9 protein-coding genes and 1 pseudogene are annotated in these 12031 nt (G+C 74.2%); 1 reads left to right on the top strand and 9 read right to left on the bottom strand.

Annotated elements, in window-relative coordinates; genetic code table 11:
* Positions 1-183: 183 nt before the first annotated feature.
* Positions 184-2793, bottom strand: a complete 2610-nt coding sequence (locus UK82_RS31240) for an MMPL family transporter (RefSeq protein WP_055407001.1) — start codon at positions 2791-2793, stop codon at positions 184-186.
* A gap of 135 nt (positions 2794-2928) precedes the next feature.
* The gene (locus UK82_RS10535; protein WP_055407000.1) at positions 2929-3840 is read right to left on the bottom strand and encodes a phosphoribosylaminoimidazolesuccinocarboxamide synthase; all 912 of its coding nucleotides are present in this window, start codon (positions 3838-3840) and stop codon (positions 2929-2931) included.
* A 238-nt stretch (positions 3841-4078) separates the two neighbouring features.
* On the opposite strand from UK82_RS10535, the gene UK82_RS10530 reads away from it, so the two are divergent.
* Complete coding sequence (locus UK82_RS10530) at positions 4079-4684, top strand: hypothetical protein (RefSeq protein ID WP_052680974.1); 606 nt, start codon at positions 4079-4081, stop codon at positions 4682-4684.
* Between the two features lie 778 nt (positions 4685-5462).
* On the opposite strand, the pseudogene UK82_RS37130 reads toward UK82_RS10530, so the two are convergent.
* From UK82_RS37130 to UK82_RS10495, 7 genes and pseudogenes are all read right to left on the bottom strand, one after another.
* Positions 5463-5880 (bottom strand): annotated as a pseudogene (locus UK82_RS37130) (adenylosuccinate lyase); the annotation flags it as partial.
* A 1-nt stretch (position 5881) separates the two neighbouring features.
* Positions 5882-6770: lyase family protein (locus UK82_RS37125; protein ID WP_255354278.1), on the bottom strand; the 889-nt coding region annotated here is incomplete at its 3' end.
* Positions 6767-7297: a 5-(carboxyamino)imidazole ribonucleotide mutase gene (gene purE / locus UK82_RS10515; RefSeq protein ID WP_044883972.1), complete on the bottom strand. Its 531-nt coding sequence runs from the start codon at positions 7295-7297 to the stop codon at positions 6767-6769. The genes UK82_RS37125 and purE, both read right to left, overlap by 4 nt.
* A 63-nt stretch (positions 7298-7360) precedes the next feature.
* On the bottom strand, positions 7361-8611 hold a 1251-nt coding region (gene purD / locus UK82_RS10510; protein WP_236705758.1), incomplete at its 3' end, for a phosphoribosylamine--glycine ligase.
* Positions 8612-9155: 544 nt separating this feature from the next.
* Positions 9156-10049, bottom strand: a complete 894-nt coding sequence (locus UK82_RS10505; RefSeq protein ID WP_044884026.1) for a hypothetical protein — start codon at positions 10047-10049, stop codon at positions 9156-9158.
* 107 nt (positions 10050-10156) lie between these two features.
* On the bottom strand, positions 10157-11440 hold the full coding sequence (locus tag UK82_RS10500) for an adenylosuccinate synthase (protein WP_044883970.1): 1284 nt from the start codon (positions 11438-11440) through the stop codon (positions 10157-10159).
* Positions 11441-11513: 73 nt separating this feature from the next.
* Positions 11514-11951 carry a DUF3151 domain-containing protein gene (locus UK82_RS10495; protein ID WP_044884025.1) on the bottom strand — a complete coding sequence of 146 codons (438 nt, stop codon included), beginning with the start codon at positions 11949-11951 and terminating at the stop codon, positions 11514-11516.
* Positions 11952-12031: the final 80 nt, after the last annotated feature.

The raw sequence follows: 12031 nt of genomic DNA, 5'->3' as shown, positions 1-12031 counted from the left end.
ACGATGCTCATGGTTTCCGTTCCAGTCCTCGGGTGGGGTACCGGACGTCGAGCGCCACTGTAACTCGCCCGCAATGCTCGCCGCGACTCCCTGTGATCCGGGCATCGTCCCGATGATCCACGTGCCGTTTCCCCAGCCCCGCGCCCGTGCCCCGCGCCCCTGCGAGGGGTCGACAGCGGAGCGTCACCCCGGGGGCATCGCCCGGCGGTCCGAACGGGCAGGTACCCGGGTGCCGACCGCGCCGGCCGCGCCGACCGCGCCGACCGCGCCGGCCGCGCCGGCCGCGCCGACCGTGGCGGCGGTGCCGGCCGTGGCGGCGGTGCCGATCGGCTGGGTGGGCAGGTCGGGCCGGCGCGGGCCGTCGGACCCGGGCTGGCCGCCGCGCCACACGCGCTCCCCGAGCAGGGTGAGCACGGCCGGCATGAGGATCACCCGGATCAGGGTGGCGTCGATGAGGATCGCCGCGCCCAGGCCCACCCCGAGCTGCTTCATGCTGACCTGGGACAGCGTCGCGAAGATCGAGAACACCGCGACCATGATGACCGCCGCGCTGGTCACCACCCCCGCGCTGCGCCGCACCCCCACCGTCACCGCGTCGCGCATGGACAGCCCGGCCTCCCGGGCCTCCCGCACCCGGCTGAGCACGAAGACCTGGTAGTCCATCGACAGCCCGAACAGCACCACGAACAGCATCAGCGGCAGCCAGTTGGTGACGGCCCCGGTGGAGGTGTAGCCGAGCAGCCCGTCTGCCCAGTGGTGCTGGAAGACGGCGACGAGCAGGCCGTACGCGGCCCCCACCGACAGCAGGTTCAGCCCGACGGCCACGGCCGCGACCAGGGTGCTGCGGAACGCGGCCAGCAGCAGCCCGAAGGCGAGCACCATGACGAAGCCGATGACCAGCGGGATCCGACTGTTGAGGCGGGCGTTGAAGTCCGCGGAGCCGGCGGTGGTGCCGGTGACGTCGGCGTGCAGGCCCGGCGTGGCGCCGATGGTCGCCGGGATCACCACGGACCGCAGCGTGTGCAGCGCCTTGACCGACTCCCTGTCCGTACCGCTGCCCGCGATCGGGATCTTCACCCGGGCGACCCGATGGTCGGCGGTGATCGTGACGACCACCGGCTCGAACATCCGGCCGCTGGCGAGCGCCCGGGTGCGCAGCGCGTCGATGGCGGCCCGCGCCTGCGGGGTGGTGACGTCGTTGCCGTCGGCGCCGGAGACGACCACCGCCGCGGCCACCTCGCCGCCGGGGAACGCCGCGGAGAGCCGCTCGTAGGTCTTCATGATCGGCAGGTTCTTCGGGATGTCATCGATGCCGGGTTCGGCGGTGTGCATCCCGAGTGCCGGCAGGGCCAGCAGCACCAGCAGTCCGCCGGCCACCGCGGCGACCATCCCGGGCCGGCGCAGCAGTCGGCCCATGATCCCCGGCCTGGCGAGCTGTTCCTGGTAGGCGCGCCGCCGCGCGAGCAGCTCCTCCCGATGGTCGCCCGACCGGTGCCCGTCGTGCCTGGGGTCGTCGTTCCTGGGGTCGTGGGCGGCGGGGTCCAACGGCTCGACCGGCTCGGTGCCGGCCCGATCACGCCGCCTCACGAGGCGGCCGCGCCGGGCGGGCCGTCCCGCGCGGCGGTGCCACGGCAGGCGCAGCAGCTCCACCCGGTCGCCGAGCAGCGACAGCAGCGCGGGCAGCACGGTCAGCGAGCCGAGCACGGCCACCAGGACGACGATGATCGTGCCGACGGCGACCCCGGTGAACACCGACAGGCCGGTGATGAACAGGCCCGCCATGGACGCCGCGACGGTGAGGCCCGAGACGAGAACCGCGTGCCCGGAGGTCTCGGCGGCGATCTCCAGAGCGCGCTCGGGCCCGTGGCCGGCGGCCCGCTCCTCGCGTTCCCGGCGGATGTAGAACAGCGCGTAGTCGACGCCGACCGCAAGCCCGATGAGCAGCATGACCGAGGTCGCCGTGTCGTCGGTCGGGAACAGCCGGCTGGCGAAGGCGACCAGGCCCAGCGCCCCGACGAAGGCGGTCAGCGCCAGCGCCATCGGGATCACCGCGGCGACCACCGCGCCGAACACGGCCAGCAGGATGCCGAGAGTCAGCGGGATGGCGAGCAGCTCGGCGCGGTGGAAGTCCTTGCCGACGGTGGCATTGAGGGCCTTGTCGGCGCTGGCGTCCCCGAACTGTTCGATCGACAGGCCGGGATGCGCCGCCCGGACGGCGGCGACGGCGTCCAGCGTCGGCTCGACCGGCGCCGGATCGTCGTCGGTGCCCTTCAGATTGAAGGCCAGCAGCACCGAGCGCAGATCGTGGGAGACCAGGCCGGGGTCGGCGCTCACGCCGGGCAGGGGCAGCGGGCCGCGCACCGCCGTCGCCACCCCGCTCGCCCGGACCCGGGCGGCGGCGTCGGTCAGCGCCGACCGGATCTGCGGGTCGGCCAGCAGCGCCTGCGGGTTCGCCGCGGGGGTGGCGCGCTGGATCAGGACGTTCTCGTCGGCCGGGTTGACGTAGCCGTGCTCGTCGAGAATGTGCTGGGCCCGGGCATCCTCCCCGGTTCCGTAATCGGCGTCGGCCAGGGTGTGGGTGCCGATCGTGCTGCCGAGGACGATCGCCAGGGCGACGCCGAGCAGCCAGCCGCCGACGGCCAGCCACCGGTGCCGGACGCTCCACCGCGCCGCCCGGGCGGCGAGATGCGTCGGCCGGTCGGCCTGCTCCGGCCGCAGGACGTGCCGGCCGGATGCGGGCGCGACGGCTGTCTGACCTGGGGGACTGGCTGGCGAAGGAGGTGGCGTGCGCATGGAACGACGATCTCGTTCCCGGCGTTCATGGTCACTGCGGTGAGCTACCGGGTTCTCGCTGTGGCCACCCGCCGTTGCGGGGTGGGGCTGCCCCCACCCCGGCCTCCCCGGCCTGCCGCCCGCGGTGCGGTGGGCTCAGGAAGTGGAGAGGTAGTCCTTGAACGAGATGCCGGTCAGCCGCTCGTACGCCTCGACGTAGCGGGCCCGCGTCGCCTCGACGACGTCGTCTGGCAGCTCCGGTCCCGGCTCGGTCTTGTCCCAGCCGGTGCTCGTCAGGTAGTCCCGGATGTACTGCTTGTCGAACGACGGCTGGGAGACGCCCGGCGACCAGGTGTCCTCCGGCCAGAACCGGGACGAGTCGGGGGTGAGCACCTCGTCGGCGAGCCGCAGCGTGCCCTCGGCGTCGTGGCCGAACTCGAACTTCGTGTCCGCGAGCAGGATGCCCCGCTCGGCCGCGAGGTCGCTGGCCCGCCCGAAGATCTGCAGGGTGAGCCGCTCCAGTTCGGCGGCGAGCTCGTCACCGACCCGCCCGGCCGCGTCCGCGCGGCTGATGTTCTCGTCGTGCTGGCCGATCGGCGCCTTCGTCGACGGGGTGTAGATCGTCGTCGGCAGCTTGCTGCCGTCGACCAGCCCGGCCGGCAGCGGGTGCCCGCTGACCGCGCCGGTGCGCTGGTAGTCCTTCAGCCCGCTGCCGGTCAGGTAGCCGCGGGCCACGCACTCGATGAGCACCATGTCCAGCCGGCGGCACAGCATCGACCGGCCGCGCAACTGCTCGGTGTACGGCGCGAGCTCGGCCGGGTACTCGTCCACGTTCGAGCTGATGACGTGCGACGGGACGAGGTCGGAGAGCTGGTCGAACCACCACAGCGACAGCCCGGTCAGCACGGCGCCCTTGTCGGGAATCTCGGTCGGCAGGACCACGTCGAACGCCGAGATGCGGTCGCTGGCGACCAGGAGCACGGCGTCGTCCCCGACCGCGAACAGCTCCCGAACCTTGCCCGAACCCAGGTGGGTGAGTCCGGCGAACTCCTCATGTGTCAGCGGCATGCCCCGACCGTACCGACCCCGGACACCACCCGTGGCCTGGTGCGTCCCGCGCCATGCCCGCGCAGCGATTTGTCTGTTGGCGGCGTACCGCGCAGGTCGGACGCCGCCGCCACCGACCTGCGGTGCCGGCGGCGAGCGCCGAGCATGGACGGAGCCGACCGGTTCCGCCTGCAGGCGAGGGGGCGGCGGGCGACGCGAGGGCGGCGAGCGACGGGGCGGCGGGCGAGGCGGAGGGCGGATGGCGAGGGGAGCGGGCGGGGGACGTCCGGAGAGCGGGATCTACGGCACGGTGCTCACCGCGGGCCTGCTTGCCGCCCAGGACCCGCGGCACGACCCGATGGCCGGCATCGTGCTCGACGTCCTGGTCACCGTGACCGTGTTCTGGCTGGCCCACGGCTACGCCCATGCCGTCGGCCACCCGCTGGCCCGGGGCGAGCCGAGCGGGGCCCTTGATCGCCCCGGCGACGCGGACCCCGGCCCCGACCCGCCCGGGTCGGCCGCCGGTGTGAGCCGCCGTCCCGCCCCGGACCGCGCTCCGGCCGATCCATCCTCAGGCCCCCGGGTCCGTGGCCCGCGGCTGGCGTGGACGGCGCTGGTGGCGAACTGGCCGCTGGCACGGGCCTCGATCCTCCCGCTGGGCGTGCTGGTGCTGGCGCGGCTCGCCGGCGCCTCCGTCGACGACGCGCAGGAGGCGGCGCTGTGGACGTGCGTCGCCCTGCTGGCCCTCTGGGGGCTGCGTGCCGGGCGGGCCGCGGGCCTCGGCGGCTGGCGGCTGGTTCGCTACGCGACCGGCAGCTCCCTGCTCGGCCTGGTCCTCGTCGCCCTGGAAGTCCTCATCCACTGAGGCGGTCGTCCTGGCCGGCGACGCGGCTGATCGTTCGGTCGGTCACTGTGCGAACCGGAGCAGTGGGCCGCCGGGCCCGCCGCCGTGCACTTCTCGCGCGCACTGCCTCGGCACTGAAACTAGGACTCCTAGCTGCAGCGATGTCGTGATCATGTCATTGCGGTGACTTTTGCTCCTCGTCTGTCGAGCTCCCGGATGTTTCGATGCGCGGGTCCGGCGCCGTCCCTCTTCCGCTCCACCCGGCGACCAGCGCCACCTGGCGTCGGCGCAGTCGATTCCTCCCTGACCCGAGGAGCCACCTTGAAGATCCTTACCGCGACGGCGACCGCCCAGGGCCGCCGACACAACGACTTCAACTACTGCATCGAGGGGGAGCTCGTGTGGATCGGGCTCGTCTGCGCGACCGATCGCCGGAATCCCGACGGCGGATGTGGCTGTGGGCGCGCGTTCGCAGGGATGTCCTCCCACCGGGCGACGACGACCGCGATGATTCGTGACGTCGCAACGGACCGCCGCCGGTACGTCAGTGCGCTGCGCGCGAGTCTCGAGGCGCAGCGATGGCCTGCCGCCGGNGCCGACGACCTGGCCGACGGTTTGATGCAGCTCGTCGGTGACTGGCCGGTGGGTACCGTCGTCGAACGCCGGCTTGACGAGGTACGTGTCCGTGACTGGCCGCGGCATGCCTGATCGGTGGATTGGCGTGATCATGCGACGACGGAAGGCGAAGGTATCCGGGGCCGGCCGGCTGGTGGCGCCAGCCGGCCCCGGCAGCCGCGGGTCAGGTGAGGGCGGCGAGGGCGGCGAAGACGGGGCCGAGGCGCTCGGTGTAGCGCTCGGGGCGGCTGACCTCGTCGAGGCGGGCCTCGTCGAGGGGCAGGCCGCGGTCGCCAGCGTGCTTGCGCAGGGTCTCGCGGAACGGCACGCCGGTCTGCCAGGTCTCCATCGCCGCCGCCTGGGTGACGGCGTAGGCGTCCTCGCGGGACAGGCCCGTCTCGACCAGTTCCAGCAGCACCGCCGAGGTGTAGACCAGCCCGCCGGTGGCGTCGAGGTTCGCCCGCATCCGCGCGGTGTCGACGACCAGGCCGGTGACCAGCCGCGTCGTCAGGTGCAGCAGGTAGTCGACGCCGGCCGCGGCGTCCGGCAGGGCGATCCGCTCGGTCGACGAGTGCGAGATGTCGCGCTCGTGCCAGAGCGGCNCCCCCTCCAGGACGGGGACGTACTGGGCGCGCACGATCCGGGCGAGGCCGGCGATCCGCTCCGACATGATCGGGTTCTTCTTGTGCGGCATCGCCGAGGAGCCCTTCTGCCCGGAGCCGAACGGCTCGGACAGCTCGCGGACCTCCGTGCGCTGGCCGTGGCGCACCTCCAGCGCCACCGCCTCGCACAGCGTCGCGAGCCCGGCGAGCGCCGCCACCCAGTTCGCGACGCCGTCACGCAGCACGACCTGGGTGGCCACCGGCGTCGGGCGCAGGCCGAGCTTCTCGGCGACGTACGCCTCGACGTCGGGGGTGATGTTCGAGTACGTCCCGACCGCCCCGGAGATCTTCGCGACGGCCACGTCGGCGCGGGCCGCCCGCAGCCGGTCGCGGCAGCGGGCGAGACCGAAGGCGAGGTCGGCGACCCGGTGGCCGAACACGGTCGGCTCGCCGTGGATGCCGTGGGTGCGCCCGACCCGCAGGGTGTCCCGGTGGGCCAGGCCCAGGTCGCGCAGCGCCGCGACGAGGGTGTCCGCGCGGGCCAGCAGCAGGTCGGTCGACTCGACGAGTTGCAGGGCCAGCGCCGTGTCCAGCAGGTCGGACGACGTCATGCCGAAGTGGACGTAGGCGGCGGCCGAGCGCGGCTCGGTGCGGTCCGCCCAGGCCGACAGGAAGGCGATCACGTCGTGCTGGGTGACGGCCTCGATCTCCGCGACCGCCTCGGGCGTGGGGGCGGGGGCCGCCCGGACCGGTGCGACGGAGTCGGCGGGGATCCGGCCGGCGGCGGCGTGCGCCTCCATGACCAGCACCTCGACCTGGCACCACAGCTCGTACTTGTGCGCCTCGGACCACACCCGGCCCATGTCGGGCAGGGTGTACCGGCCGATCACGGCCGGGCGCCGGCGCCGGCGTCGGCTGCCGCGCTCAGGGCGTCCGCCGCGGCCTGCTCGAAGTCGTCCTTGAACGCGGCGAGCTTGAGGCTCAGATCCGGGTCGGACAGCGCCAGGATCTGGATGGCGAGGATCGCCGCGTTCGTCGAGTTGTTCAGCCCGACGGTGGCGACCGGCACACCGGGGGGCATCTGGGCGATGGCGAGCATCGAGTCCATCCCGTCGAGCGCCCCGCCGGAGATCGGCACCCCGATCACCGGCAGCGTCGTCAGCGCGGCGACGGCGCCGGGCAGCGCCGCAGCCAGGCCCGCCCCGGCGATGACCACCGAGATGTCCCGGGCGCGCAACTGGCCGACGTACTCGGCGAGGGTGCGCGGGGCCCGGTGCGCCGACAGCGACACCTGCTCGTACGGCACGCCGAAGCGTTCCAGGGTGGCGCCGGCCTTGCTCATCGTCTGGGTGTCCGACGGCGACCCGAAGACGACGGCCACCCGGGGACGGTCCGGCCCGGTGCTGCTCTGCGACACGGTCTACTCCTTCTTCTTCGGCCGCGTCGGGTCCTCGCCCGGCGCGGTGTCCGCGCGGTGTANGTCAGCCGCATGACGCATCCGGGACGGGTCCCCGATATCGGTGCGGTAGTGGGCGCCGGCCAGCGAGATCCGGCTGACGGCCTCGTAGGCAGATCCTCGCGCGGACTCCAGGTTGGAGCCGATCGCCGTGACGGACAGCACGCGCCCGCCGGACGAGACGACCTGCCCGTCGGCGTCCCGGCGGGTCCCGGCGTGCAGGACGTCGACCCCCGTCAGCGCCCCGGCGGCGGCGAGCCCCCGGATCGGATCACCCAGGCGCGGCGCCGCCGGGTAGCCGGGCGCGGCCACGACGACGCTGATGGCGGCGCCGGAGCGCCACACCGGCGCGCGGCGTCCGGACAGCACGTCGGTCAGCGGCGTGGTGAGCAGGGCGAGGATGGCCTGGACCTCGGGATCGCCGAAGCGGACGTTGAACTCCACCACCCGGGGGCCGCGGGTGGTCAGCGCGAGCCCCGCGTAGAGCAGGCCGGTGAACGGGGTGCCGCGCCGCGCCATCTCGTCCACGGTCGGGCGGATCACCGTCGCGACGATCTCCGCGCTCAGCCCGTGCGATGCCCAGGGCAGCGGGGTGTACGCGCCCATTCCGCCGGTGTTCGGCCCGGTGTCGCCGTCGCCGACCCGTTTGTGATCCTGGGCGGGCAACAGCGGCAGGACCGCGCCGGACTCGGTCACGATCGCGAAGAGCGACACCTCCGGCCCGTCGAGGTACTCCTCCAGGACGACCCGGTCATCCGGGCCGCGCAGGCTCGCGCGCACGGCGGCGACGGCGGCCTCGCGGTCCTCGGTCACGGTGACGCCCTTGCCGGCGGCCAGCCCGTCGTACTTCACCACGTACGGCGGGCCGAACTCGTCGAGGTCGGCGAGGGCCGGCTCGACCTCGGTGTGGTCGCGGGCGGCGGCCGTGGGCACGCCGGCGGCGCGCATGACCCCCTTGGCGAAGGCCTTGCTGCCCTCCAGCCGGGCGGCGGCGGCGCTCGGGCCGAACACCGGCAGGCCGCGGGCGCGCACCTCGTCGGCGGCCCCGGCGACCAGCGGCACCTCGGGGCCGATCACGGTGAGATCCGCGCCGACCTTGTCGGCGAGGTCGGCGACCGCGTCCGGGTCGGCGACGTCGAGCGGGCGGGGCTCGGCGAGTTCGGCCGTGCCGGCGTTGCCTGGCGCACACACCAGCGCGTCGACCCGCGGGTCGCGAGCGAGCGCCCGGCACAGCGCGTGCTCGCGCCCGCCGGAGCCGACGACCAGGACCTTCATCTGTTCACCTCGGGGCGGGGACGGCGGCCGGCCGCGCGTCGGCGGGCACCGGGGGCCTGGCGGACGGCCGGGGCGGGGACGGTGCGGTCGGACGGCACGGTGCGATCGGATGGCGCGGTGCGGCCACAGCCGGCGGGGCCGCAGCCGCGCCGCAGCGGAACGCAGCGCAGACGGCGGCCGGGGGCGGCCGTCAAAGCTGGTCCCCGACGCGCGGCGCCGGGGAGAGGAGCCGGCGCGGTTGCACCAGGTGGCGCGGAACCCCCGCGACCGCCGGAACGGGCCGGGGGCCGTGGCGGTCGGATCGGGTCACTGCCCCAGCCTAGCGTGCAACTGATCATCAGGCGTTCCGCGCCCACCCGTCGACGGTCGCCTATCAGGACAAACCGGGCGCGCGACGCTCGGTCGTGTCGTGGCCTGATCGCGGATTCCGGGCCCTCGGCCGGCGGCGGCCGGGGCCGCACGGCGGTGCGATCGGCGGTGCGATCGGCACGTTTCCAGGGCTCAGACCGTGCAGAACGCACCGCAACCGGCTCCGCCCGGGCGGTTAGAGGCCGACGCCCGCGCGCCAGAGCAGGTGGGCCATCCCGTGCACCAGATGCAGGGCGCAGCGGCGGGCGTCCACCTCGGCCATGCCGGCGACGATGACGGCCGCGTCGACCGGCCAGACCCGGACCTCTCGGCCGAGCACGGTCAGCGGCGACGGATCGTCGCGTCCCTCGAAGGCACGCCCGCCTGGCTCGACGAACAGGTGCAGCGACCGCCCGGCCGCCGGGAAGGACTCGCACCGCCAGTACAGCAGCGGCCAGGCCTTCAGCCGCTCACGGCGGTGCACCCGGTGTGCCGGCTGCCCGCCGGCGGCCGGATCGTCGCCGGCATCCGGCGCGACCCGCGCTGGGATGCTCCCCTGCGGGTCGACGACCGCGCGCGGCCGGGACCCGTGCCGGCCCGCGGACCGGCGCGCCACGGTGCCGCGGGCCCGCACGGTGACCGGCGGCACCAGGTTCTCCGCGGCGCAGAAGTCCAGGAAGTCGCGGATCTGGGCGTCGACGTGGTTCGCGACCGCGGCGGCGCGTTCGAGCCGCTGGGCCTCGGCCCGCTTCGAGCTGCGGATGGCGTGGCTGCCCCGAAGCAGCACGTCGGTGAGCGTCTCCGGCAGCGCCTCGCCGGTGGGGGAGAACCCGACCGGCCAGGCGTCGGAGTCGGTCGGGCGCAGGTACCGGTGCCGTGCCGCCGGCGCCCACAGCGCCGGCCGGGTGTCGGGGACCGGCCGGGCGTCGGCGGCGAAGGGCTCCGTGATCGGCCGGGCGTCGGCGGCGCGGGCGTCGGCGGCGTGGGCCTCCGTGGCGCGGGCGTCGGCCGGGACGGGGGTGGGCGGCGCCGGCATCTGGCCGGGCACGGAGTGATCGTCACTGGACGGGCGGGCCCCTGCACCGGACACCGTCCTCACCCCCACCCGCCATCGCTTACTGTGACCGTCCAAGCCTCGACGGTAACTCTGCGTTGTGCAAGTGGGGGGACGGCCGTCCGGGGCCGCGCCGGGCGCGGTCAGACCAGGTCGTTGATCACCAGGGTCTGGTCCCGGCCCGGGCCGACGCCGATCGCGGAGACGGGAGCACCGGAGAGCTCCTCCAGCGTCCGGATGTAGTCCTTCGCGGCCGCGGGCAGGTCGGCGTACTTCCGCACCTCGGAGAGGTCCTCATGCCAGCCCGGCAGCTCGGTGTAGATGGGACGGGCGTGGTGGAACTCGGTCTGCGTCATCGGCATCTCGTCGACCCGCTCGCCACCGATGTCGTAACCCACGCAGATCGGCACGCGGTCGAAGCCGGACAGCACGTCCAGCTTGGTGAGGAACAGGTCGGTCAGGCCGTTGACCCGCACCGCGTAGCGAGCGATCACCGCGTCGAACCAGCCGGTGCGCCGCGCGCGGCCGGTCGTCACACCGAACTCGCCGCCGATGCGCCGTAGCTCCTCGCCGACCTTGTCGTCCAGCTCGGTGGGGAAGGGGCCGGCGCCGACCCGGGTGGTGTACGCCTTGATGATCCCGACGACCCGATTGATCCGGGTCGGCCCGATGCCGGCGCCGGTCGCCGCGTACCCGGCGGTCGGGTTCGACGAGGTCACGAACGGATAGGTGCCGTGGTCGACGTCGAGCAGCGTGCCCTGGGAGCCCTCCAGCAGCACGACCTTGCCCTCGCGCAGCGCACGGTCCAGCACGAGGCTGGTGTCGGCGATGTGCGGGCCGAGGCGTTCGGCGTAGCCGGCGTACTCCTCGACGACCTCGTCCACTTCGATCCGGCGCCGGTTGTAGACCTTCGCCAGGACCTGGTTCTTCTCGCGCAGCGCGAGTTCGAGCTTCTTGCGGAAGATGCCCGGGTCGAGCAGGTCCTGGACCCGGATGCCGGTGCGGGCGACCTTGTCGCCGTAGGTCGGGCCGATGCCGCGGCCGGTGGTGCCGATCCGCGCCTTGCCCAGGTAGCGCTCGGTCACCCGATCCAGGGCCCGGTGATGAGGCATGATCAGATGAGCGTTCGCGCTGATCAGCAGGCGCGAGACGTCGATGCCCCGGGCGGCGAGCCCGTCCATCTCGGTGAGCAGGACGCCAGGGTCGATCACAACCCCGTTGCCGATCACCGGCACGCAGTCGGCCCGCAGGATGCCACTGGGGATCAGGTGGAGGGCGTAGTGCTCCTCCCCGATGACCACCGTGTGGCCGGCGTTGTTGCCGCCCTGATAACGGACGACGTAGTCGACGGCGCCGCCCAGAAGGTCGGTCGCCTTTCCTTTTCCCTCGTCGCCCCATTGGGCGCCGATGAGGACGAGAGCGGGCACCGGGCGAGGTTACTAGGGATGGCACTCGCGCGTGGCCGGTCGGGCGATGCATCTACCGTCCGGCTTCGGCATCTCACGGTCCGTCGAAGCCGAGTTCGCGGGCGGCGACGGGATCGCTGTCGGCGAGGAAGGTCTGGCAGCGGGTGGCCTCCTCGGCCTCCCCGATGGCCGCCGCGGCCCGCCCGAGCGCGGCCAGGGACCGCAGGAAGCCGCGGTTCGGCTCGTGCGACCAGGGAATCGGCCCGTTGCCCCGCCAGCCGGCGCGGCGCAGCGCGTCGAGTCCGCGGTGGTATCCGGTGCGGGCGTAGGCGTACGCCTCGACGGGCCGGTCGCCGGCCAGCGCGAGCTCGGCGAGGGCGGCCCACGGGGCGCTCAGCGCGGGCGAGGCGGCGGCCACGGCCGTCGGCGCCTCCCCCGCGGCCAGCGCGTCGGTGGCGATGGCGTCGGAGGGCAGCAGCGTCGGCGGCGGGCCTGAGAGCAGGTTGCGGCCCGGGTCGGACGGCGTCGTCATGGCTGCATCCTGCCGCACGGGCGTGGCGACCTGCCGCACGGGCGTGGCGACCTGCCGCACGGGTGTGGTGGGCGGTCGCG

This window comes from Frankia sp. ACN1ag (assembly GCF_001414035.1).
In the GTDB taxonomy this organism is placed as follows: Bacteria; Actinomycetota; Actinomycetes; order Frankiales; family Frankiaceae; genus Frankia; species Frankia torreyi.
Note: the sequence above shows the minus strand (reverse complement) of the source record. Positions and strands in the feature narration are given on the sequence as shown.

What these genes read in the sequence shown, in the direction of transcription:
- UK82_RS10530 (WP_052680974.1), top strand. Translation starts at nt 4,079, where the DNA reads ATGGCGAGGGGAGCGGGCGGGGGACGTCCGGAGAGCGGGATCTACGGC.
- UK82_RS10495 (WP_044884025.1), bottom strand. Translation starts at nt 11,951, where the DNA reads ATGACGACGCCGTCCGACCCGGGCCGCAACCTGCTCTCAGGCCCGCCG.
- UK82_RS31240 (WP_055407001.1), bottom strand. Translation starts at nt 2,793, where the DNA reads ATGCGCACGCCACCTCCTTCGCCAGCCAGTCCCCCAGGTCAGACAGCC.
- UK82_RS10535 (WP_055407000.1), bottom strand. Translation starts at nt 3,840, where the DNA reads ATGCCGCTGACACATGAGGAGTTCGCCGGACTCACCCACCTGGGTTCG.